The sequence below is a fragment of the Polaromonas sp. UC242_47 genome (genome assembly GCF_044452385.1).
Classification (GTDB): domain Bacteria; phylum Pseudomonadota; class Gammaproteobacteria; order Burkholderiales; family Burkholderiaceae_C; genus Polaromonas.
On sequence record NZ_JBIOAO010000001.1, the window covers coordinates 3,677,609 to 3,700,818 of the forward strand.

Genomic DNA, 23,210 nt, shown 5'->3' on the forward strand with positions numbered 1-23,210 from the left:
GTGCTTGGGAACAAATGAGTCAACAACGCTTGAAAAAATCCCTTGCCGGGGCAGCCCTGGCCTTGATGCTTGCCACATCGGCCACCACGACGCTTGCAGCTGACGAGCGCTTTGACATCTCCCGCTTCCAGGTCGATGGCAATACCTTGCTTCCCCCCGCGGACGTCGAACGTGTTGTCGCCCCATTGGCCGGTTCGAAACGGGCCTTTGCCGACATCCAGTTGGCCGTCGAGGCCTTGCAGAAGGCCTATGTCAAAGCCGGCTACAGCACGGTGCAGGTGTCTGTACCCGAGCAGGAGTTGACCGGCGGCACCGTCCGGCTGCAGGTAACGGAGACTGTGGTTTCGTCGATCACCGTCAAGGGCAACCAGCATTTCGACGAGGCGAACATCCGCGCCAGCCTGACGCGGCTGGAAATCGGCCGCGCGCCCAGACTGGGCGCCATTTCCGAATCGATTCAACTGGCCAACGAAAGCCCAGCCAAGCAGATCGGCGTTTCACTGGCCGAAGGCGACAAGCCTGGCAACATCGATGCAACCGTGCTGGTGACCGACAACCATCCCCTGCGCCTCATCACCACGCTGGACAACACGGGCGCACCGTCCAGCGGCAAGTGGCGCACCGGGGTTGCGCTGCAACATTCCAACCTGTTTAACCGTGACCAGGTCGGCACCCTGGCGTACACCACCTCCCCAGACAGCCCTTCCGGCGTCAGCCTGAGGGTGTATTCCCTCGGTTACCGCATTCCGCTCTATGGCTACGGTGACAGCATCGATTTCATCTACGGCAAGTCAAGCGTCAACTCGCCCTCAACCTCGCCCGTGCTAGGCGGCATATTGGGCTTTACCGGCAAAGGCGACGTCTACGGCCTGCGCTGGAATCATTTTCTGGGCCGCACCGGTGAAAGCACAGCCAAGCTGGTACTGGGCCTGGACCACAAACTGGTCGATTCACGTTGTGAGGTCGGCGGGGTGCCGGTCAGCATCGCGCCGCCAACGCCACCTATTTCGTCCTGCGTGCCGTACACCACAACACCGGTCAACCTCACCTACAGCAGCCTGCGCAACAGCGCCAACCAGGTCTCCAGCTTCAGCGTGGGCCTGTCGCGCAACCTGCCGAGCGGGCAGCGTTACACCAATGTGGATGGACGCAGCGACCGGTACTCCTACCTGACTCCCGGCAACCGCAGCACGCGTGACGACTTCACGATAGTGCGTGGCACCGCGTCCTTCTTCAAGGGCTTTGCCAGCGGCTGGCAGGGCCGGCTGGCCGGCAGTGCGCAGTACACCAATACGCCCCTGGTCTCCGGCGAGCAGTTTGGCCTGACGGGCTCGACGCTTGTGCGCGGTTTCCAGGAGCGCGCTGTCGCAGCCGACAGTGGCGTGGTCGCCAACGCAGAAATTTATACGCCGGAGCTTGCCGCAAAGATGGGCATGCCCGGCCAGCTGCGGGCCCTGTTTTTTGTCGATGCCGGTTATGGCGCCAACAAACGCGTGGGCTCCAGCGGCGTGCCGGCCAGCGTCACGGTGGCCAGCACGGGCGCAGGGCTTCGTTATGTGGCCAGCCGCGATTTCAACGTCAGCCTGGATATTGCACGCGTCCAGAACGCGGGCACATCCACCACCGAAGTACGGGGCAGCTGGAAGGCCCACCTGAGCGCCAGCCTGGCGTTCTAAAAGGAAAAGACCATGACCATGCATTTCCGTCGCCAACGCCTTTCCCTGCTGGCTGCCGCCGCAATGATGGCGGTCAATGCGCCTTCCCTGGCGCTACCCGCAAACACCCTGCCCACCGGCTTGAACGTCACTTCCGGCAATGCGACCTTCACGCAGAACGGCAACGTGCTGAACATCAACCAGACGACGCAGCAGGCCATCGCCACCGCTACAAGCTTCAGCGTCGGCGCAAATGCGTTAGTTGACGTCCACCAGTTGAACAGTTCTGCAGCACTGCTTGTCCGCGTCACAGGTGGCGACCCTTCGCAAATCCTGGGTCAGATCAGGGCCGATGGCGCCTTGTGGCTGATCAACCAGGCCGGCATCATGGTGGGGCCGGGCGCGCGCATTGACGTCGCCCGCTTTATCGCCAGCTCGCTCAATGTCAGCGACAGCGACTTTCTGGCGAACCGCCTGAACTTCAAGGGCGCCGGCACGCCCGGCGACGTGCGCAATGCCGGCACCATCAATGCGGCCAGCGGCGGCAGCATTTACCTGGTTGGCGCCAATGTCAGCAACAGCGGCAGCCTGAATGCGCCGGGTGGCGAGGTGCTGCTGGCCGCCGGGCAAACCGTGCAGTTGGTGGACACCGCGACGCCCGGCGTTTCGGTAGCCATCACCGGCACGCCCGGGGAGGTCAAAAACCTGGGGCAGATCACCGCCGAAGCCGGGCGCATAGGCCTGGCTGCCGGCCTGATCAGCAACAGCGGCACCATCAACGCCTCAAGCGCCGTACGCGAAGGCGGGCGAATCTTCCTGCGAGCTTCCGGCGACATCAAGACATCGGCGAGCTCAAACATCAGTGCCAATGGCACGACCGGCGGCAACGTCGTACTGATTGCAGAAAACGCAGCTTCGCTGGACGGCGACATCTCCGCCACCGGCAGCGCGGGCCGCGGCGGTTACGTCGATACATCAGGCAAAACCTCGCTCGACGTGGTCAAGGTGCCCGTGGTTGGCCAGGGTGGCGAATGGCATATCGACCCGCTCGACATCGAGATCGTGGCCAGTGGACCGGACTCTGGTGTCATGGGTACCAACGCCGTTGTGTCCAGTGAGACGGGCGCACGTATCAAGGCGTCCACCATCGCGGACCAGCTCAATCTCGGCACCAGTGTGAGCATCACCACGGGCGCAGCAACGCTTGCCCCGGGCGATATCACCGTGTCGTCCGCCATCAACAAAACCCTTGGCGGCAATGCAGTGCTGACACTCAATGCCCACAACAACATCATCATCAATGCGGACATCACCAGCACCTCAAACAAGCTCAACCTGAACCTGAACAGCAACTTCCAGAACGGCACCCCAGCCGCCGACCATGCCGTGCAGCTCAATGCCAATCTCAACCTGAATGGCGGCGGGCTCACGGTGTCGCAAGGCAACATCATTAACATCGGCAACGGCACGCTCAATATTGCAGGCGGCACGACGTCGCTGACGGGCGGCTCGTTCATCAACGCCACCGCAGTCAATGTACAGGCCGGCGGCACGCTCGCCGGTGCGGGCGACCTTTTGCTGGGCAGCATCGGAACGCTGACCAACAACGGCACGCTATCGCTGGGCACGGCCAACGGATACGGCAAGCTGACCGTGCAGGGCAAGTACGTCCAGGGCAGCACCGGGGTGCTCAACATCAAGCTGGGAGCCACCGACGGCTTCGACGTGCTCGCCGTTGACGGTACGGCCAGCCTGAACGGCAGGCTCAATGTGCGGGGGATCAACAATTTTGTGCCGGCTGCCGGGACGACGTTCAACGTTCTGACAGCAGGCCCAGGCAGTAGCGGCAGCTTCAGCACGGTCAATGCGCCCGACCTGTCCTTTGGTGGCAACACGGCGGGCATCGCCGTCACCTACCCAAACGCGGGCAACAACTTTGTCCGCCTCATCGCGGGCAATTCGGCTGCAGCGGCAGCAGGAGCAGCAGCAGCAATGGCAGCAGCAGACGCTGCGACGAGGGCAGCGTTTGCTGCAGCCCTCGCAGCAGCAAACGCTGCCGCCCTCGCGCCCGTCGCGCAGGCACTGAATTCAACCGTAAACATAATCAATACCGTCACGCCATCCGCCACACGCGTGCCTACGCTGCAGAGTGAACTGACACCTGAGCAGGTCGCAGGAATGCCGGTCTCCATACCGGCTGCGAACAGCGGAGGTTCGCAGCAAGGCAGTCCCGACGACAAGGCAGAGGCCAAAAAGGATGACAAGAAGGAGCCTCTAGCCACTGGGAACGGCATGAGCGTCGCCAAAAACGCGCCTGTCAAAAAAATGTATTGCAACTGAGGCGCATGACATGAAGTTGCCAACATTTCTCACCCAACTGCTCGCCACACTGACGCTGTTGATGCTGACCCCACTTGCGCAAGCGCAGGTGGTGGGCACGGTTGCGCGGGTCTCCGGCCTGATGGTGGCCAAAAGTGCCGATGGCCGCACCCGTGTGCTGGCCTTGAACTCACCGCTGCGCCAGGGCGACACCCTCACCACCGAACGCAACACCTTTGGTCGTCTGGAATTTGTGGACGGCGCCGCCATCGTCCTGCAGCCCGAGTCGCGGCTGGTGTTGACGCGCTACAGCTACGACGCCGCACAACCCCAGCTGGACAAGGTTGAGCTTGAACTGGCGCAGGGCGGCTTCAGCAGTACCACCGGCGAGCTGGGCAAACGCAGCAAGGATGCCACCACCATCACCACGCCTGCAGGCATGCTGCAGGGCAGCGCCAGCATGGAGGTTTCCCTCAGGCAGCCTTAAAACGTGTTTAAACGCACCTGAGCAACTTCCCCTACAACCCCACATCACAGGAAACCCCATGAAAAAATACATCCTGAGCACACTGGCCTTGCTGGCCGCATTGGTTTCTACCGGAGCCATGGCGCAGCTCACGCTACCCGGACCCGCGGGGGGCGCGCCCCCGGGACTCTATGTGGTTGTGCTGGACGGCCTGATCCATGTCACCAACCCCGCTGGCACCAGCAATTTCGCGGCTGGCCAATTTGGTTACACCCCAAACTTCAGACAGCCCCCGGTCCTCTTACCCGTCAACCCCGGCATACCGTTCACGCCACCGCCGGTGTTCACCCAATCCACTGCACCAGGCAACAATACAGGGCCGACCAAGTCCAACACCGTGGATTGCGAAGTCCGCTAAATCCCCGGTGCTGCCCGCCTCTGCTGCACGCTGCACCCAACCTGAGCCTGCGGATCCAATGTGGGCTGGCGTGTCAGCTTGCCTGCGCGAACAAGCAGTCTATGCTTGGTCCCCCACTCATTTCGCAGGCCGAGCTAACCGCATCTGATCCGGCGGTGCACCACCAGATTCCCGAAACCGGATTGGTGACGCGGGCATTGTGACCCGGTATCCACCCAACGCGATCTGTTTGTTTTCAAAAAACTCGACTTGGCAGTGATGGAAGCCGACACCATACGCATGCGCACCACACCCAAGGGACTCAAGCCTTTTTTCATGAGCCGCCTGAAAACCAACACCGGCCTGGCCGAGGTGCTTGCATTTATCGAAACCCAGGGCATGCTGGACGCAAGCAGCACCCAGCCTTAAAGTTCGCTGGCGTCCTTGAGGATGCGCACCTTGTAGATCAAACGTGTTTTGTTTTGACCCGGTGGCCCCGATGGCATGGCCAGAATGTCCATGCCTTCATGCACCCAGGAGGCGCTTCCTGCCGTAGCACCCGACAGGCCGCCGTACAAAGGCAATTCAGGTCCGTACTCAGCTCGCAGCAAAGTCACCAGATTCGCGAAAGCTTCTTCCGGATGGGGGCTGGTATCGGGTTGCAACAATAATTCCACGCGTTGCAAGGCCTGCTGCGCGAAGAAAAAGGTTTCCTCGATAACGTAGCCGCCCTGCTGCACGCCCGAGACACGCCAATGGCCAACGGTACCGGACACGTTTTGCGGTCGCCGCACAGCATGGAGTCCCGGCACGACCTCACGCAACTCGGCGGCACTCATGCCCAGATGGACACCAGGCGGCATCAGACCCTGAGCCGATGCGACACAGGAACCCCATGCCAGTAACAATCCGGCAAGGGTTTGCCATGAACGAGTGGAAAATTTCATGGGGTGTTTGAATGGCTTCGGAATCATCCTTGGCCCTTTGGCGGAAGCGGTGAGATTCGAACTCACGAAACCTTTCGGTTTGCCGGTTTTCAAGACCGGTGCAATCGACCACTCTGCCACGCTTCCAGGAGCCGTAGTTTAACCGGTAACCGGGCGATGACTTGAACGCCGCTTGCTCAGGACGATTTGCCAAGGGCCAAAGAGATGCCGATGGTGGACTTGCCCCCGCGTCCAGCCACACCTGATAAGGTTGATGTTGCCTCGTCTCTCCTTTTCCCGTTTGTAAAGCGCAGAAACTTTTAAGGCCCCGCCCAGTCTGAAACCGATGCATCACACCAGCGTATTTTTCGAGATGGAGTTTTTTCTTCTCGTGGCTTTCTCCATCGTGGCACCCGGCATTTTGCTGGCCATTCTTTCCCTCAAAAAGGCCATCTCCCGAAAAACCGTTTTATGGTTCGGCGTCGCACTGATTGCTCTTGCAGGCATCGACATTGCCCTTCTGCAAATGCTCTCAACGCTGGTCAAGCTCACGCCCCCCGGTTTTGACGACAAGCTGTTCGCGTCTGAGCTGTCTATCGCCCTTTATTTGCTGCCCGCGGTGTTGGCAGGCATAGGCATCAATGTGGTGTCGCACATCCTGATTCATCACCTGCTGGACGCTGAAAAACGCTTCGACAGCGAACACCCAAAACCATAAGGCCAGTGGCCCCGGCCTGGCCGCTTGATTTGCCAAAATGTGCCGGCGCAGTAATATGTGAGCCCGTTACCGCCACACCTTTCGGTGTGCAAACTTCAAAGGAGTTTCAGCGATGACATACTGCGCAAAAATTTCGGCGATAGCCCTGTTGTGTGGCTCGGTTGCGGCCTTTGCGGCTGGTGGAGGCGGCGGTGATGTCTCGGCAAACACCCGTGCGCCTGCCGACCCTGTGGTGGCAGCGGCTCAGATGGCCATCGCCCAGAAGGACTGGGCCGGCGCGCAAAACGGTTTGCAACAAGCACTGGCCAGCAATCCGCAAAATGCCGATTACCACAACCTGTATGCTTATTCGATCCGCATGGGCCCCAATCCCAACATGGATCTGGTGTTCTCGCATTACGAGGATGCCCTGAGGATCAACCCCAAACACCGCGCAGCGCACGAATATGTCGGTGAGGCCTACCTGATGGTGAACGACCTGCCCAAGGCCAAGCAGCATCTGGATGCGCTCAACAAGCTGTGTTTTCTTCCGTGTGAGGAATACAGCGACCTGAAAAAAGCCGTGGCCTCCTACGAAGCCAGCCACAAACCCTGACCGGCGCCCTCGCGCCTCAGTCGGCCAGGAACAAGGCCTGCAAATCGTTCAGGAAGTCAAAGCCGCGCTCGGTTGGTTTGACACGAATAAAGTCGCGCTCAATCAAGCCCTTGCGCTCGGCTTCTTCCAGCCCGGCCTGAATCGCCGTCAGCGGCAGGCCGGTTTTTTCCGTGAAGTCCTGCAGCTTGAACCCTTCGCGCAGACGCAAGGCGTTGAGCATGAATTCAAACGGCAGCTCGGCACGGCTGACCTCGTTGTCCTGCGCCACGGCGCTGCCGGCCAGGGCTTTGTCCATGTAGAGCTTGGGCTCGCGAAATCGTACCTGGCGCACCACACGGTGCGCAAAACTGAGCTTGCTGTGCGCACCGGCACCCAGCCCCAAGTAGTCGCCAAACTTCCAGTAGTTCAGGTTGTGCCAACAACGGTGGCCGGGCTTGGCGTAGGCCGAGATCTCATAACGATCCATGCCCGTCGCTCCTGTCATTTCGGTGATGCGGTCCAGCATGGCGTAGGCATCGTCGTCTTCGGGAAGTGCCGGTGGGTACTTGGCGAAATAGGTATTGGGCTCGACCGTCAGGTGGTAAATCGAAATATGCGGCGGCTGCAGTGCCAGCGCCTGGCGCATGTCCTGTTCAAGGTTGTCCAGGGTCTGCCCGGGCAGCGCATACATGATGTCGAGGTTGAAGGTGTCAAAGGCCTGTGCGGCTTCTTCCACCGCGGCAATCGCCTGGGCGCGGTCATGCACGCGGCCCAGTGCTTTCAGGTGTTGATCGTCAAAACTTTGCACACCGATGGACAGCCGCGTGACACCGGCGCTGCGAAAGGCCTTGAAACGGTCTTTCTCAAAGGTGCCAGGGTTGGCTTCGAGCGTGATTTCGCAGTCCGGCTCCAGCCGCAGCCGCGCGCGAATGTCGCCCAGCAGGCGGTCTATGGACTGCGGCGAAAACAGGCTGGGTGTACCGCCACCTATAAAAATGCTGTGCACCGTGCGGCCCCAGATCAAGGGCAACGAAGCCTCCAGATCGGCCATCACGGCGTCCAGGTAACGCTGCTCGGGCAACTCGCCTTTAACCTCGTGCGAATTGAAGTCGCAATAAGGGCATTTTTTCAGACACCAGGGCAAATGTACGTAGAGCGACAGCGGTGGCAAAGCCGCCAGCTGCAAGGTGCCGTCGCGCATGTAGTGCTGGATGTCCTTGGGGACGGCCCCAGCCTCCTCCGCAGAGGATGCGCTGACGACAGGTATCGGGAAAATCATGGGGTGCTCACAACCAGCGTTCGCGCATCAGTTCCATCATCTGGCGTGCCGCCATGCCGCGGTGGCTGTGGGCGTTTTTGACCTCGACCGGCAATTCGGCAAAAGTTTTGCCAAATGCCGGGATAAACATCACCGGGTCAAAGCCAAAACCGTTGCGGCCAACCGGCTCGCGGGCGATCTCGCCGGTGACGCGGCCCACGGCAATCAGCGGCTCCGGATCATCCGCGGAGCGCACGGCGACCAGGGTGCTGACCAGCGCGGCGCGGCGGTGGCTGATCCTGTCCATCTGCTCGAGCAGGGCGCGCACGTTGTTGTTATCGCCTTTGTCATAGCCGAACTGCGTGGCGTAATAAGCCGTGTCCACCCCCGGCAGGCCGCCAAAGGCATCGACACACAAACCGGCATCGTCGGCCAGCGCCGGCAGGCCGCTGGCCTGCGACGCATGGCGCGCCTTGGCCAGGGCGTTTTCGACAAAGGTGCGAAAAGGCTCTTCGGCCTCGGAAATACCCAGCTCGGACTGCCGGACCAGCGTCATGTTCAGGGGCGCCAGCATGGCCTGCAGTTCGGCCAGTTTGCCGGCGTTGTTTGATGCGAGTACGATTCTCATAAGAAAAATATGGCTCTAGCCCAATAGCTACGGGCGCAAGCAGCTATTAATTCAGGAGCGATTGCTGTTGCAGGACCACCAGCTCGCTGATGCCTTTTTCAGCCAGTTGCAGCAAGGCGTCCATTTCCTTGCGCGAGAACGCAGCGCCTTCGGCCGTGCCCTGTACTTCAACATAGTGTCCGGCACCCGTCATGACCACGTTCATGTCGGTGTCACAACCGGCGTCTTCGGTGTACTCCAGGTCCAGCAATGGCGTGCCTTGAACGATGCCCACGGAAATCGCGGCCACGTGGCCGAGGATGGGTGTTTCCTTGAGTTTGCCCTCGGCCAGCAGCTTGTTCACCGCGTCCTGTGCCGCAACAAATGCGCCGGTGATACTGGCCGTGCGTGTGCCGCCGTCAGCCTGGATCACGTCGCAATCGAGGTGAATAGTTCGTTCACCGAGTTTTTTCAGGTCAAACACGGCGCGCATCGAGCGGCCTATCAGGCGCTGGATTTCCTGCGTGCGCCCGCTTTGTTTGCCGCGCGCCGCTTCGCGGTCGCTGCGGGTGTGGGTGGCGCGCGGCAACATGCCGTATTCGGCCGTCACCCAGCCTTCGCCGCTGCCTTTTTTGTGGCCCGGGACTTTTTCTTCCACCGAGGCCGTGCACAACACCTTGGTGTTGCCGAACTCGATCAGGACCGAACCTTCGGCATACGCGGTGTAGGCGCGGGTGATACGCACGGGACGCAACTGGTCGGCAGCACGGGCGCTGCTTCTTTCAAATGAACTCATGAGGAATGACTTTCTGGCGACAACACGCCGAAGGTAGAAATGATGGCAAAAACAAAAAAAATCAGGCGCCGGCAAGCCGCACAAGCAGCGGGAGGCGAATCAGACTTTTTTGGCCGCAGAGCGGCGTATGGCCTCGTTGATTTCGGCGATGGAGCGTTCAATCGCCGCATCGTCCAGGTCTTCCACGCTATTGTCGAGCACGCCGGCCTGGATGGTGGAGGCAAACACGCCATCCATGATGCTGTCGGTCGAAACTCCACGCGTCGACTCAAAGGCGTCCGGCGTTTCCCACTCCATGGCCAGCACGGTGACATTGTCGCCATGTTCGCCGCCGTTGCGCAGCGCATGTTCGACCATGTCGGGCACCGCCTCGGACACGCTTTTGGCCGCCATGTGACGCACGATTTCGCTGTCGCTCAAGCTGCCCCAGAGTCCATCGGAGCAGAGCATCAGCTTGTCGCCCTGTTGCAAGACCACCGGGCCGGCAATATCGAACACCGGCTTGGACGGTGAGCCCAGGCAGGTGAACAGGATGTTGCGGTTGATACGCTCAAGTTTGATCACGCCGGCGTTTTGCTGCTCTAGGTAGGAGTGGTCGCGCGTGCGGGTCAGCAACTCGCCGTCGCGAACCACGTACAGGCGCGAATCGCCGCAATGCACCCAGGTGGCACCGCTGCCCTGCAAAATCGCCGCCACGATGGTCGTGCGCGGCGTGTCCAGCATGCCTTTTTCACTGGCATAACGAATGATCTGGTGGTGCGCGGCCATCAGGGCCGAGGACAAAAAGCCGGTCACGTCCTTGACCAGCGGCCGGGCTTCCTTCTGGTACAGCGCGGAAATGGTTTGCAGCGCCAGTTGCGCGGCCACTTCGCCTTCGGGATGGCCGCCCATGCCGTCGGCCAGCACAAACAAGCCGGATTCACGGGTGTAGCAATAACCCATGCGGTCTTCGTTTTTTTCGCGGCCGCCTTTGCGGCTGACCTGGAAGACGGAGAATTTCATTTGAACTTCGTCGCAAAGCCGGTGGCCTTGCGCGCGCTTTTCTTGGTGTCTGACACCATGTTGTCAAACTGCAGGCGCATTTTTTCGCCGACCGTGAGTTTGGTGTAACGCCGCTCACCCTCGCGGCTGAGTTCTTTTTGCAAGGCAAACACCGATTGCGGCCGGGACAGCGGGTCCAGCGACATACACCATTCCACGACCTCGATCAGGTTGTCGGAATACACGCCGCGCAGCCGCGACAGCGCCAGCGACAACCGGTCCTTTTCCAGGCGCTGCGGCGCGTCATTGGGCGGATACCCCTGCATGGTGGCGTAAATGCAGGCGCCAATCGCGTAAATATCCGTCCACGGTCCCATGGACGAGTCGCGGCGGTACATCTCGGGTGCGGCAAAACCAGGCGTGTACATGGGCCGGATGAAGTTGCCTTCCTTGCTCAAAACCTCGCGCGCGGCGCCGAAATCGATCATCACGGCCTTGTTGTCGTCGGTAATGAAGATATTGGCTGGTTTGATGTCCAGGTGCAGCATTTTGTGCTGGTGCACGATGCGCAAACCGCGCAGAATCTCATCAAACAGCGAGCGAATGGTCGATTCGCGAAACACTTTCTGTTTTTTGAGTTCGCGCGCCGTGATGATGAAATCCTGCAGGGTGCCCCCCTCCAGATAGTTCATCACCATGTAAACGGTTTCGTTTTCACGGAAGAAATTGAGCACACTCACCACCGACGCATGTGAGATTTGCGCCAGTGAGCGGCCTTCTTCAAAGAAGCTTTTCAGGCCCAGACGGTACAAGGACAGTTTTTCCGGCTGCACCTGGGGCAGCAATTCGCCGGGCTGGCGGCTGGCCAGGGAGGATGGCAGGTACTCCTTGATAGCCACCTGCTGGCCTTCATTGTCCACGGCCAAGTAAACTACACCAAACCCGCCGGCCGACAGCTTGCGCACCACGCGATAGCCGCCAATGACGGTATCGGGTGGGAGTGGCGCGGGCTTGACCTTTGACATAATTCGGGATTGAAGCAAGGTGACGGGATCACCAAGTCCTGTTTACTCTACGAAAAGCGTATTACTAAATGTCAGTTTACAGCATGACAGGCTATGCAGCCGTCCAATCCAGTCCAGCACGAACGGCCGCGGAGACAGACGCCAGCACAGACAGCAACGCGCGCCTCGGGGTCGAAATACGCTCGGTCAACAGCCGTTTTCTGGACCTGGCCTTTCGCCTGCCCGACGAACTGCGGCAGACCGAGCCGGCACTGCGCGAGCTACTGACCGGCAAGCTCAAGCGCGGCAAAGTTGAAATGCGCGTATCGCTGGAGAGCAGTTCCGGCAGCAACCTGCGCGCCCCGGCGGCGGCCACGCTGCAGCGCCTGGGCTCCCTGGAAGACACGGTGAAATCCTGGCTGCCCAACGCCCGGGCCCTGAGCGTCGCCGATATTTTGCGGCTTGCAGGCGGTGAGGACAAAACCACACACGATTACAGCGAAGAACTGCTCAAGCTGGCAAAAAAAGCCCTCAAGGAGCTGCTGGCAGCCCGGGAACGCGAAGGCGGCCGGCTGGCGCAGATGCTGTTGGGCCACACCGCCCAGTTGCGGGTGCTGGCGGCCTCGGCGGTGCCCATGGTCCCCAAACTGGTCGAACAACAAAAAGCCCGCTTCATGGAGCGCTGGAAAGAGGCCATGGCACTCAGCGATGGCAGCACCCTGCCGGAAGCGGCACAGGACAGAGCCCTGACAGAAGCCACCTCGTTTGCGATACGCATCGACGTCGCGGAAGAAATCACGCGGCTGTCGTCCCACCTGGACGAAATCGACCGCCTGCTGGCCGGCGGCGGTGAAATGGGCAAACGCCTGGATTTTCTGATCCAGGAACTGCACCGCGAAGCCAATACCCTGGGCTCCAAGTCGGGCTCGCTGGAACTCACCCATGTCTCTGTGGACATGAAAGTGCTGATCGAGCAGATCCGCGAGCAGGTCCAGAACATCGAATAACGTTTGCCCCCGGCATTGAATTTACAACCCTCACAACCCGTCGCTATGGACTACCCCGGAAATCTGTTTGTTGTCGCCGCACCCAGTGGCGCTGGAAAATCCAGCCTAGTCAAGGCCCTGATGGAGCTGGACTCGCAAGTGCAGCCAGCGGTCTCGCACACCACGCGTGCTCCCCGCGGACAGGAAAAACACGGCCGCGAGTACTTTTTTATCTCGCCGGAAGAATTCGACGGCATGGTGCTGCGCGATTCTTTCCTCGAATGGGCCCATGTGCACGGCCAGCGTTACGGTACCTCGCGGCAAACCATCGAGGAGCGTGTGGCGACCGGCGCCGATGTGATCCTGGAAATCGACTTCCAGGGCGCCATCAACATCAAGCGTATCTTCAGCAACGCGGTCCTGATCTTTATCCTGCCGCCCAGCTGGGAAGAGTTGCGCGCGCGGCTGGAGCGGCGCGGTGAAGACGCGCCCGAAGTGATTGAATTGCGCCTGAAAAATGCGGCCATCGAGATGGCACAAACGCATGAATTCGACTTCGTTATAATCAACGAGTTATTTGAGCGAGCGGTTTTTGACATGAAAACCATTGTTCATGCCCAGCGGCTCAAGTTTGCGGCACAACGACGTGCCCGTGCCGAGACCTTCAAAGCCCTGCACATCGCCTAGCTTGCCGCCCTCTTTCCGCTATCCCGCTATTCCCATTTAAACCGGAGATTCTCATGGCCCGCATTACTGTTGAAGACTGCCTGGAAAAAATCCCCAACCGCTTCCAGCTGGTTCTGGCTGCCACCTACCGCGCCCGCATGCTCAGCCAAGGTCACGCCCCCAAAATCGAAAGCAAAAACAAGCCTGGCGTGACCGCTTTGCGCGAAATCGCCGAAGGCAAAATCGGCCTGGAAATGCTGAAAAAAGTCCCGAACTGATCATTCCCGACGCCCTGAAAAGCACCGCTAGACGGTGCTTTTTTGTTTCTGCCAACAAGCCTAAAACCCGTGTTTTGTATGTTTTCTCGGCGCCACGATACATTTAAGGCATGAGCGCCCTGGTTTCCCCTGCTGCAAACACCAAATCGACCCCGGCGGCCGTCAACGCGGCTGCGGCAAGTTTTGCTGTACTGACAGCCAAACTCGACTACATGAGCGCCGAGGACGTCGACAACGTCCGGCGCGCCTACCGTTTTGCCGACGAAGCACATCTGGGCCAGATGCGCAACGGCGGCCTGCCTATATCACCCACCCGATCGCCGTGGCCCAGCAATGCGCCGAGTGGAAGCTGGATGCGCAAGCCCTGATGGCCGCGCTGCTGCATGACGCGATCGAGGACTGCGGCGTCACCAAGCCGGAACTGATCGAGCGGTTTGGCGCCCCGGTCGCCGAGTTGGTGGATGGCCTGACCAAGCTGGAAAAGCTGGAGTTCAATACCCGCGAAGAAAATCAGGCGGAATCTTTCCGCAAGATGCTACTGGCGATGGCGCGCGATGTGCGTGTCATTCTCATCAAGCTGGCGGACCGCAGCCACAACATGCGCACGCTCAGCGATGTGCCGCGCAGCAAGTGGACGCGCATTTCGCGCGAGACACTGGACATCTACGCGCCGATTGCCCACCGCCTGGGCCTGAACTCCACCTACCGCGAACTCCAGGACCTGGCCTTCCAGCATTTGTACCCCTGGCGTTATGCCACGCTGACCAAGGCCCTGACGCGGGCCCGCGGGCGCCGGCGCGATGTCATCAAACGCGTCCAGTCCGAGGTGGAAGCGGCCTTTGCGGGCGCAGACATTCAGGTGCACATCTACGGCCGCGAAAAGGCCCTGTATTCGATCTACCGCAAGATGGACGAAAAACACCTGTCTTTTGCCCAGGTGACCGATATTTACGGCTTTCGCATCATCGTCGGCGGCGTCACCGGGTGTTACACCGCGCTGGGGGTCTTGCACCAGCTGTACAAGCCTCTGCCCGGAAAATTCAAGGACTACATTGCGATTCCCAAGATCAACGGCTACCAGTCGCTGCACACGACGCTGGTAGGCCCGTTCGGTACCAGCATCGAGTTTCAGATACGCACCGAGGCCATGCATATCGTGGCGGAATCCGGTGTCGCCGCACACTGGTTGTACAAGGCCACCGATCCGGAGAGCGATGCGTCGCAGCGCTTGGGCACGCAATGGCTGCAATCCCTGCTGGACATCCAGCACGAGACACGCGACGCCGCCGAGTTCTGGGACCATGTCAAGATCGACCTGTTTCCCGATGCCGTGTATGTGTTCACGCCGAAAAGCCAGATCATGGCCATGCCGCGCGGTGCAACGATTGTCGATTTTGCCTATGCCATTCACAGCGACGTGGGACACCGCGCCGTCGCCGCCAAGGTCAACGGCGAGCAGGTGCCGCTGCGTTCCGAGTTACGCAACGGCGACGTGATCGAGATCATCACCGCCTCGGTCTCCAGCCCCAACCCGGCCTGGCTGGGTTTTGTACGCACCGGCAAGGCGCGCTCGAAAATTCGCCATCACCTCAAAACCATGGCGCTGACCGAGTCGCAGGATCTGGGCGAAAAAATGCTGGCGCAGGCCTTGCGTGCCGAAGGCATAGAACGCCTGCCCAATGACGACGAAGCGAACCACGTTCTCTGGGAAAAAATACTGCGTTTTTCCGGCAACCGTTCGCGCGCGGACCTGCTCACCGATATCGGACTGGGCAAACGCATCGCCAGCATGGTGGCCAAACGCATCGTCAGCCTGCTGGCCGAAACCGGCGAAAAACCCGACCCCCTGCTGATGAGCCGCGAGCGATACACCGCTCACGAATCCATCTCACAGGGCGCGCTGGTGCTTGACGGCAGCGAAGGCGCGTCGGTGAAATTCGCCACCTGCTGTCGACCGATTCCGGGCGACGGGATTGTTGGCTACCTGGGCCGCGGCGAAGGCCTGGTGGTTCACACCGACGACTGCACGGTCGCCAAAAAACTGCAACACCGCGACAGCGAACGTTTTATCGCCGTCGACTGGTCGGACGAACCGACGCGAACCTTTGAAACCGGCTTGCTGGTGACCGTCTCCAACGGTAAAGGGGTACTGGCACGGGTTGCCTCCGCGCTGGCCAGCGCAGAAGCCGACATCACCCAGGTGGACATGGCTCAGGAAGCTGCACAGGATGCCACCGACCTGCGTTTCGGCGTGGCGGTGCGTGACCGCATTCATCTGGCCTCAGTCATGCGAGTGGTTAAACGGACACCGTCGGTTTTGCGGGTCCAGCGCGCCAAACCTGGCGTCTAGAAACCTCAGGCCAGCCCCGGTGGCGCGGGGTAAATCACCTGCAACACCTCGATCTCTTTCACACCCGCAGGCGTGGCCAGTTTCACCTCGTCACCGACCCGCGCCTTGAGCAGCGCGCGCGCAATGGGAGAGATCCAGCTGACCTGGTTCAAGGCGCTGTCCGCTTCGTCGATGCCAAGAATGGTCACGGTCTGCTCGACGCCGCCCTCATCGACATAAGTCACCGTGGCGCCGAAAAACACCTGATCAAGGCCATGATGCACAGCGGGGTCTGAAATTTCCGCAATCTCAAGCCGCTTGGTCAAAAACCGGATGCGCCTGTCGATCTCACGCAGGCGTTTTTTCCCATAGTGGTAGTCCCCGTTCTCCGAGCGATCGCCGTTGCTGGCCGCCCAGTGGACGATTTCCACCATCTTGGGACGTTCGTTGTCGATCAGGTCAAGGAGTTCCGCCTTGAGCCGGGCGTAACCCAGGGGCGTGATGTAGTTTTTGCCGCCGGCCGGAAGCGCTGGCAAAGCCAGATCGTCGTCTTCGTCCGTGTCGGTTTCTTTGGTGAAAGCTTTGCTCATGATGAGCCTGCAAGAATAAATCAGGACATCCTAACGAAAAAGCCCTAGAACCTTTCAGTTCTAGGGCTATCGTTTGGTGCGGCTGGCAGGAATTGAACCCACGACCCCTTGGTTCGTAGCCAAGTACTCTATCCAACTGAGCTACAGCCGCTAAGCCTCGAATTATAGCCTACTTTTATGGGTGGTAGTACGTGAGTAGCTTAAACACTCGATCAAAGGACTATAAGTTCCCCGTTAAGAGTGGGTGCTCGGTACGGGCCGATAAAGGGCACCGCAGCCAATAAAAGCAAAAAGTATTTTGTTGACGGTAACTTAGCGCAGTTTTGGGGAATGGCGGAAACAAGGTGGGTGTTCCTCAATTGTTGCGAGACAGCTCTAGGCGACATAAGCGCATGAAGATATACAGAGCAGGCAACCCTATGCGTGTGGCGGCCGATGGTGGAACCCCACTTAGGTCAGTCACTACAACAGTAGGGGGCCGTATCGCCCCGGACGGAGCCTCCGCTGCGAAAAATCAAACAACAGCCTTTGACACCGGATCGGCATTGATCGACTGCCGCGCCTCATCCTGTATCCACTGCACAAAAGCCCGTTGTTCCGCGCCGATCAGTTGCTGCCGGTCGTAACACAGGAAATAGCCACGGCCTGTCGAAACCGACAGGGCAAACGGAATGACCAATTCGCCGTTTTCCAGCTCACGCTCGATCATGCACGGCTGGATGACCGCAATACCCATCCCCTCTTTCGCCGCGAAGATCAAATTCAATGCGAGTTCGTAACCCAGGCCCAGTTTAGGTTCGCTACCGAGTCCGGCGGCGTTGAAGCAGCGCGCCCAATTGTCCGGAAAATTCGTATGGTAGAGCAGTACTTCGCGCGCCAGGTCGCTCGGATGTTTCAGGCGCGGCAACACGCCCGGTGCGCAGACTGGCACGATCTCCCGCCCCAACAGATAGACGACCTGCAGGCGCGCCGGCCAGCGGTGTCGCGGTCGCTTCAAGTCGATCCAGACGTCCACGTCGTCGCGGTTGAAATCCTCGTCGTGGTGAAACTGGCGCATCTCGATTTCCAGGCCCGGGTACAGGGCCTGAAAACGAGGCAGGCGCGGAACCAGCCATTTGGAGCCCAAGGTAGGTGCGACGCTCACACGCAACTTGCCGGGCGTCCGGGGCCGTCGAAACGTCACGGCCGCTGCTTCCAGCGCCGTGACATGACGTTCAGTCAGATCACGCAACTGACGTCCCTGTTCGGTCAATGTCACGCCCTGCGGCGATCGCTCGAACAAGCGGCAATTTTCAAGATGCTGCTCGAGGCGCTCTACCGCTCGGCTGACCGCTGCCGGCGTGACGCACAGAACCTCAGCCGCCTGACGGAAACTGCCAAGCCGACAGACGGCGAGGAAGGCATGCAGTTCGATCAGCGAAGGGGATTGCAGCTTCATGGGGTAATTACATTATGTCATTACGATCGACGATTTTGTCGTTTGCTACGCGTGATGGGCGGCGATAACCTTCGGCCACCCCGTCACTTCCTTTCTCTGAACCATGACACTCGACCGCCGCCATTTTCTCCAATCCACTGCAGCAGCAACTTTGGCCGGTCTAGGCCTGCCCGCGTGGTCCGTCGACAAACCGTATCCCACCCGCCCGGTCACCCTGGTCGTGCCATTCACACCGGGAGGATCTGTCGACAACTCCGGCCGCCTGATGGCCGAGCGGCTCAGCCGCGCGCTGGGCCAGCCGGTGATCGTCGACAACCGCGGAGGCGCGGGCGGTGCCATCGGTTCGACCTACGTCGCCAAGGCTGCGCCGGATGGCTACACCCTCATCGTGACCTCGCAGAGCACCCACGTGGTCAATCCGGCGATGAACCCCAAGCTGCCCTACGACGCCATCAACGACTTCGCGCCCATCACACTGTTCGATCGACTGGCCAACGTGCTGCTGGTCAACGCCGACCTGCCTGTGCGCAGCTTTGAGGAACTGGTGAAGTACGGCCGCGCCAACCCGCGCGCGCTCAACTACGCCAGCGCGGGCATCGGTTCCGTGTCTCACCTGAGCATGGAACTACTGAAGAACCAGGCCGGCCTTCCGATGAACCATGTGCCCTATCGCGGCTCAGGCGTGGCCTTGACGGACCTGTTGAGCGGACAGGTGCAGCTCACATGGAACAACCTGTCGTCAAACCTGGGCTATATCCGCAACGGGAAGCTGCGCGCACTGGCGGTGGCCGCACCCGCCCGCATGCCGCAACTGCCGGAGGTCCCAACCTTTGCAGAACTCAAACTGCCCGATCTGAACCTTACCTCCTGGACCGGCCTGGCCGCGCCTGCCAAGACGCCCGATGCCATCGTGCAAAAGCTCTACATCGAAGTACGCAAGATCCTCACTGACCCAGCGACCCGGGCGGTTTCGGGCCGACAAGGGCATGATGGTTCCCGAGGACCTGACGCCCGCAGCCTATCGCAAGGAAATCGGCGAACGTATCAAGTTCTATCAGCGCATTGCCAAGGAAAACAAGATCTCCCTGGAGTCCAACTGATGCCGCCCGGCGCGCTCACCCAGGTCGATGACCTTGCGCCCTTGCACAAGGAATTGGCCGGCTTGCGGCAACACATCCACCAACACCCCGAGCTGGCTTTCGCCGAACACGAGACCGCCGAACTGGTCGCAGGCAAGCTGAGCGAATGGGGTTATGAGGTCACACGTGGCATAGGCGGAACCGGCCTGGTGGGACAACTGCGCAGCGGCGAAGGCGGCAAGCGTCTCGGCCTGCGCGCCGACATGGATGCCCTGCCTATTCACGAGAAAACGGGCCTGTCTTATGCCAGCATAATTCCCGGCGTGATGCATGCCTGCGGACATGATGGCCATACGGCGATGCTGCTCGGCGCCGCCAAACATCTCGCGGCCACGCGCAGGTTTTCCGGCACGCTGAACCTGATCTTTCAGCCGGCCGAGGAACGCGGCTTCGACAGCGGTGCCAAGGCCATGGTGGCCGACGGGCTCTTCGAGCGCTTTCCTTGCGACAGGGTGTTCGCCATGCACAACCACCCGGGCGCGCCGCAGGGCGACTTCCTGATGCGCACCGGCCCCTTCCTGGCGGCGGGCGACCGGGTCTTCATCAAGATCATCGGCGTGGGCGGTCACGCGGCGCGGCCGCACTTGGCAGTCGACCCGCTCGTGGCTTCGGCGGCCATCGTGATGGCGCTGCAGACCGTTGTGTCACGCAATGTGGACCCCAACGAATCGGCGGTGGTCACCGTCGGACGGCTGCGCTCGGGCGACGCGCTGAACGTGATCCCGACAGAGGCGGAGATCGGCATCAGCGTGCGTTCTTTCAGCGCGGCAGTCCGCGCTCTGCTGAAGGAACGCATTTGCACGCTCGTGAATTCGACCGCGGAGTCATTCGGCGCCAAGGCCGAGATCAGCTATGTCGAGGGTTATCCGGTTGTCGAAAATGCCGCCGATGCCGTGGCGCTGGCTGGAAGCGTGGCGACCGAGCTGGTTGGCAAGGACCACGTGACAATCGAGTTTCCGCGCATGATGGGTAGTGAGGACTTCGCATACATGCTGCAGGCTTGCCCCGGCGCGCTAATTCGCATCGGCAATGGGCCGTCCGAAGGTGGCCGAGGGCTGCACAACCCGAGCTACGACTTTGATGACGCGAACCTCACGGTGGGCGCGGCTTTCTGGAGTCGCCTGGCCGAGCAGTTCTTGATCTAGACATGCGCGGCGCTTGAACCGACGTGAAGCGCGTGGGCGCCCGAGCCAGCCCTGCCCGGGCCCTCAGCCATGGGCCGGATGCATGCACACCGCGCCAAAGTGGCCACGGCAACAGACGAATAAGCAGGAAGCAAGGCCGCGCAGGCGATTCTGGGGCATGCCACGGAGGCAATGACGGCGGGTTATTCCGGCACAAAGTGGGCCGGAAAGTGCGCCCGATCCGTTGAATTGCGGAACAGGTGCGGTTACTTGCGGACGTTTTGCTATAACTTTTATAGCAAACTGTAGTTAAGGTGGGTGGTAGGGCGTGAGTGACTTGAACACTCGACCAAAGGATTATGAGTTTGCCCTTCAAGAACAGTGCCTAGTGAAGTCGAGCATTCACGACCGTAACCAAGAAAAGCTAAAAGTACTTACGGGACAACAACTTAGCGTAGTTAAACGAAGTCGCCCAAACATGATGACTGTACCGCTGCTGTACCGAATATGCGATGCCGCTTTCAGGAGCCCGGCGCGCAGTAGTGAAGGATCACCTCGTCGCACCCTTGGTTTTCTTTATCGCATCCAATGGCCGACCGCCCTTCTCCTCATAGGTGCAGATGCTGGTAATCATTGACCATCATTCCGGCAAAAGCTGACCACTTCGCTAATGTTGAGCACTGAATGTCGGCTTCAGAGAAGAACCAACTTCCCCTCAGCCCATACTGGCTGTTAGCTTGACCCCGAAGCCGACCTTCAAACGCCTAGTCAATTCGCTGTCCGACACAGTCCGGGCGGGGCCTATCACGCTCAGCGGGTTGGGCTCAACGATGTCCAGTGTGCGCTGTGTATACGACTCGCCATCGATGATCCAGGATGTCGCATGCCGGGAGAACCAGCTACTTTTTGCGAGAGCGTCTGCTCGCATTTTCGCCGTCGCCTCGTCCATGTAGTTCCCAGCGGTTTGCCATTGCGCTTCTGGCCATCCAAGCATGGCCGGCAGGAAGGCCCGCAACTGCAGATGCTGGTAATCATTGACTACCATTCCGGTAACCGCTGACCACCTCGCTGGTGTTGAGCACCGAAAGTCCGCTTCGGAGCAGAGGCAACTATCGCTTCGGGCCCGCTGGAGCCGGCGCGTGCGGCAGAATGCGGCCAGGAGCTGACTTTCGATGCGGCGGGTCGGCCGAACGCTTCAGGCTGGTTGCCGACGTTCAGCGGAGACAATCAGACGGCAGCTCTGGCCCAAAGCGGCCGTTCGGCAGCACTTGACTTTGAACCTCATAACTTCCATTTAATAAGCAGCAGCTGGTGCTTAGTCCGAGTGACTGAAACTGGTTCGTTGTGAATACAACGTCGCATAGCCTGCCCATTCACGCTTTGCGATGCGCACGTAAATGGACGCGCTCTTACAGGTTAAGGTCGGAAAGTCCTGGGTTGTCATCGGGACGGCGTCCGAGCGGCCAACCGCGTCCAGGAGGCCCTTAGTACGCTCTGCTACTGAAGTGATTGACCCGATGGCTGCTTTTCCGAGACGTTCAGTTCGGATGAAGCAACACGTAAGGTATGTGAGCGGAAGCAATGCTGATAGTCGTAGTAACGCAGCCCTCCGCAAGGCAGTTGCACGCGTGCTAGCGGAGTTAGCGAAGGGCGGCCACCTCATTGTTTTACCGGCTTCCGGCAGAGGCTCGCACGCGAGTTATCAGTGGGCGCGTACAACTGAGGTTATCATCGCGCCTTGCAACAAGTCGTTGCATTTGGTAGACGCACTCAAGAGGCACATGATGCTCATCAAGCAGGTAACCGTCTCCGGTTTGTTTGGGAAAAACTCCACCGAGACCTATCATTTCAACGCTGACCTGAACCTTGTTACGGGGAGAAACGGGTCTGGCAAAACAACACTCATAAAATTGATTTGGTCAATCATGAGTGGAAATATCCTTCTAGCCTTAAATGAAGTGAACTTTAAGGCATGCTCAATCACAACATCCGAATACATTTGCACTGTAACCCGTACGGGTGCTGCGACATGCAAAGTTGAGCTTGATGTTAATGGTGAGATTTATATTTTTGAAGATGAAGACCCGGATGACGTAAGTTTTGCTGAGGCTGCAGAGGATAAGGCTGCACCATATTTGATTTCGCGTGGTTCTTCTCTTTTTTTTCCGACGTTTCGGCGGATAGAAGGCGGGTTCTCTATGAGTGTCGGTCCTCCTAGTAGGGTACGGCCTGGCGGTAGAGTTGAAGCGGATATTGACACATCGTTGGCTTCCATATCGCGCAAATTGTCGAACAAAGAGCACACGTTCGTTTCGGCAATATCAAGTCAAGACATTGTCGGTTTGCTTTTGAAACAATATGCTAGTTTGTCTGATGATGTTAATGCATTCCAGGAAAATGTGACGAGCCGAGTTATAAACAAAATTCGGCAATATGAAAATACTCAAAGTGTCGGTCATAATGCCGACGCGTTGCTTTCGGAAACAAGAAGTGAGATTGAGAAGATTGAGGCATACCGAGCCGATGTATTGCAGCCATTTACTGCGGTTCGCGGCTTGGTTGAAAAGCTCTTTAAACACGCCGGTATCTCTTTTGGCCGTAGGCTAAGTTTCGGTGACGCAGCGGCAGCAATTAATAGCGATGCGCTCTCGGCAGGGGAGAAGCAAATGCTCAGCTTTATTTGCTACAACGCGTTCCATAAAAACACTGTCGTTTTCATTGATGAGCCCGAACTCAGTCTGCATGTGGATTGGCAGCGGCGTCTTGTTTCCATTTTAGAGTCACAAAATTCTGGAAATCAGTTTGTTTTTGCAACGCATTCCCCCTTTATATATGGGAAATATCCTGACAAAGAATTGATTGTCGGTGAGGATCGGGGGGATTAATAATGTCCAATGATAAAGCTCATCCGACTATTGATGAATTATTTGAGCTGCTGAAACGATCCTCTCTACCAACT

At 59.3% G+C, this 23,210-nt stretch carries 20 protein-coding genes, 2 tRNA genes and 3 pseudogenes; 14 read left to right on the plus strand and 11 right to left on the minus strand.

What is annotated here, in order from left to right:
• Positions 1-29: 29 nt before the first annotated feature.
• From ACHMXK_RS17795 to ACHMXK_RS17815, 5 genes and pseudogenes are all read left to right on the plus strand, one after another.
• Entirely contained in the window at positions 30-1,676 is a 1,647-nt protein-coding gene (locus ACHMXK_RS17795; protein ID WP_397441852.1) for a ShlB/FhaC/HecB family hemolysin secretion/activation protein, read from the plus strand.
• A 12-nt stretch (positions 1,677-1,688) separates the two neighbouring features.
• Positions 1,689-3,995 carry a beta strand repeat-containing protein gene (locus ACHMXK_RS17800; RefSeq protein ID WP_397441853.1) on the plus strand — a complete coding sequence of 769 codons (2,307 nt, stop codon included), beginning with the start codon at positions 1,689-1,691 and terminating at the stop codon, positions 3,993-3,995.
• 10 nt (positions 3,996-4,005) lie between these two features.
• Positions 4,006-4,461: a hypothetical protein gene (locus ACHMXK_RS17805; RefSeq protein ID WP_397441854.1), complete on the plus strand. Its 456-nt coding sequence runs from the start codon at positions 4,006-4,008 to the stop codon at positions 4,459-4,461.
• Between the two features lie 58 nt (positions 4,462-4,519).
• A complete protein-coding gene (locus tag ACHMXK_RS17810; protein ID WP_397441855.1) occupies positions 4,520-4,858 on the plus strand; it encodes a hypothetical protein in 339 nt (112 codons plus the stop codon).
• A gap of 204 nt (positions 4,859-5,062) precedes the next feature.
• A pseudogene (locus tag ACHMXK_RS17815) lies at positions 5,063-5,266 on the plus strand (urease accessory protein UreG); the annotation flags it as partial.
• Here ACHMXK_RS17815 and ACHMXK_RS17820 read toward each other — a convergent pair.
• Both ACHMXK_RS17820 and ACHMXK_RS17825 read right to left on the minus strand, forming a co-directional pair.
• The gene (locus ACHMXK_RS17820; RefSeq protein WP_397441856.1) at positions 5,263-5,784 is read right to left on the minus strand and encodes a hypothetical protein; all 522 of its coding nucleotides are present in this window, start codon (positions 5,782-5,784) and stop codon (positions 5,263-5,265) included. The pseudogene ACHMXK_RS17815 and the gene ACHMXK_RS17820 sit on opposite strands and share 4 nt — an antisense overlap.
• A 38-nt stretch (positions 5,785-5,822) precedes the next feature.
• Positions 5,823-5,910: transfer RNA gene (locus ACHMXK_RS17825), tRNA-Ser, on the minus strand.
• A gap of 199 nt (positions 5,911-6,109) precedes the next feature.
• On the opposite strand from ACHMXK_RS17825, the gene ACHMXK_RS17830 reads away from it, so the two are divergent.
• Together ACHMXK_RS17830 and ACHMXK_RS17835 are read left to right on the plus strand one after the other, a co-directional pair.
• On the plus strand, positions 6,110-6,481 hold the full coding sequence (locus ACHMXK_RS17830) for a hypothetical protein (protein ID WP_397441857.1): 372 nt from the start codon (positions 6,110-6,112) through the stop codon (positions 6,479-6,481).
• 112 nt (positions 6,482-6,593) lie between these two features.
• Positions 6,594-7,076 carry a tetratricopeptide repeat protein gene (locus tag ACHMXK_RS17835; protein ID WP_397441858.1) on the plus strand — a complete coding sequence of 161 codons (483 nt, stop codon included), beginning with the start codon at positions 6,594-6,596 and terminating at the stop codon, positions 7,074-7,076.
• A gap of 16 nt (positions 7,077-7,092) precedes the next feature.
• On the opposite strand, the gene hemW is transcribed toward ACHMXK_RS17835, so the two are convergent.
• The 5 genes from hemW to ACHMXK_RS17860 all read right to left on the minus strand — a co-directional run bounded on the left by hemW (position 7,093) and on the right by ACHMXK_RS17860 (position 11,722).
• Positions 7,093-8,334, minus strand: a complete 1,242-nt coding sequence (gene hemW, locus ACHMXK_RS17840) for a radical SAM family heme chaperone HemW (protein WP_397441859.1) — start codon at positions 8,332-8,334, stop codon at positions 7,093-7,095.
• Between the two features lie 7 nt (positions 8,335-8,341).
• Entirely contained in the window at positions 8,342-8,941 is a 600-nt protein-coding gene (gene rdgB, locus ACHMXK_RS17845; protein WP_397441860.1) for an RdgB/HAM1 family non-canonical purine NTP pyrophosphatase, read from the minus strand.
• A 46-nt stretch (positions 8,942-8,987) separates the two neighbouring features.
• Positions 8,988-9,716, minus strand: coding sequence for a ribonuclease PH (gene rph / locus ACHMXK_RS17850; RefSeq protein ID WP_397441861.1), 729 nt, complete (start codon positions 9,714-9,716; stop codon positions 8,988-8,990).
• A gap of 99 nt (positions 9,717-9,815) precedes the next feature.
• Positions 9,816-10,718: a PP2C family protein-serine/threonine phosphatase gene (locus tag ACHMXK_RS17855; protein WP_397441862.1), complete on the minus strand. Its 903-nt coding sequence runs from the start codon at positions 10,716-10,718 to the stop codon at positions 9,816-9,818.
• On the minus strand, positions 10,715-11,722 hold the full coding sequence (locus ACHMXK_RS17860; protein ID WP_318406134.1) for a serine/threonine-protein kinase: 1,008 nt from the start codon (positions 11,720-11,722) through the stop codon (positions 10,715-10,717). Before ACHMXK_RS17860 ends, ACHMXK_RS17855 begins: the two co-directional genes overlap by 4 nt.
• A gap of 68 nt (positions 11,723-11,790) precedes the next feature.
• On the opposite strand from ACHMXK_RS17860, the gene ACHMXK_RS17865 reads away from it, so the two are divergent.
• From ACHMXK_RS17865 to ACHMXK_RS17880, 4 genes and pseudogenes are all read left to right on the plus strand, one after another.
• Entirely contained in the window at positions 11,791-12,708 is a 918-nt protein-coding gene (locus ACHMXK_RS17865) for a YicC/YloC family endoribonuclease (protein ID WP_397441863.1), read from the plus strand.
• A gap of 45 nt (positions 12,709-12,753) precedes the next feature.
• Positions 12,754-13,374: a guanylate kinase gene (gene gmk / locus ACHMXK_RS17870; RefSeq protein ID WP_397441864.1), complete on the plus strand. Its 621-nt coding sequence runs from the start codon at positions 12,754-12,756 to the stop codon at positions 13,372-13,374.
• 53 nt (positions 13,375-13,427) lie between these two features.
• Complete coding sequence (rpoZ, locus tag ACHMXK_RS17875) at positions 13,428-13,631, plus strand: DNA-directed RNA polymerase subunit omega (protein WP_318406128.1); 204 nt, start codon at positions 13,428-13,430, stop codon at positions 13,629-13,631.
• 110 nt (positions 13,632-13,741) lie between these two features.
• Positions 13,742-15,981 (plus strand): annotated as a pseudogene (locus ACHMXK_RS17880) (RelA/SpoT family protein).
• Between the two features lie 5 nt (positions 15,982-15,986).
• Here the strand turns inward: ACHMXK_RS17880 and greB are convergent.
• From greB to ACHMXK_RS17895, 3 genes are all read right to left on the minus strand, one after another.
• Positions 15,987-16,550, minus strand: coding sequence for a transcription elongation factor GreB (gene greB, locus ACHMXK_RS17885; protein ID WP_397441865.1), 564 nt, complete (start codon positions 16,548-16,550; stop codon positions 15,987-15,989).
• A 74-nt stretch (positions 16,551-16,624) separates the two neighbouring features.
• Positions 16,625-16,701, minus strand: a tRNA-Arg gene (locus tag ACHMXK_RS17890).
• 363 nt (positions 16,702-17,064) lie between these two features.
• A complete protein-coding gene (locus tag ACHMXK_RS17895; RefSeq protein WP_397441866.1) occupies positions 17,065-17,988 on the minus strand; it encodes a LysR substrate-binding domain-containing protein in 924 nt (307 codons plus the stop codon).
• A gap of 103 nt (positions 17,989-18,091) precedes the next feature.
• Between ACHMXK_RS17895 and ACHMXK_RS17900 the strand changes: the two are divergent.
• Both ACHMXK_RS17900 and ACHMXK_RS17905 read left to right on the plus strand, forming a co-directional pair.
• Positions 18,092-19,088 (plus strand): annotated as a pseudogene (locus ACHMXK_RS17900) (Bug family tripartite tricarboxylate transporter substrate binding protein).
• Complete coding sequence (locus tag ACHMXK_RS17905) at positions 19,088-20,272, plus strand: M20 aminoacylase family protein (protein WP_397441867.1); 1,185 nt, start codon at positions 19,088-19,090, stop codon at positions 20,270-20,272. Before ACHMXK_RS17900 ends, ACHMXK_RS17905 begins: the two are co-directional and overlap by 1 nt.
• 694 nt (positions 20,273-20,966) lie before the next feature.
• Here the strand turns inward: ACHMXK_RS17905 and ACHMXK_RS17910 are convergent.
• On the minus strand, positions 20,967-21,296 hold the full coding sequence (locus tag ACHMXK_RS17910) for a hypothetical protein (protein WP_397441868.1): 330 nt from the start codon (positions 21,294-21,296) through the stop codon (positions 20,967-20,969).
• 739 nt (positions 21,297-22,035) lie between these two features.
• Between ACHMXK_RS17910 and ACHMXK_RS17915 the strand changes: the two genes are divergently transcribed.
• Positions 22,036-23,136 (plus strand): AAA family ATPase, encoded by a 1,101-nt coding sequence (locus ACHMXK_RS17915; protein ID WP_397441869.1) that lies wholly within the window; start codon positions 22,036-22,038, stop codon positions 23,134-23,136.
• Positions 23,137-23,210 lie beyond the last annotated feature (74 nt).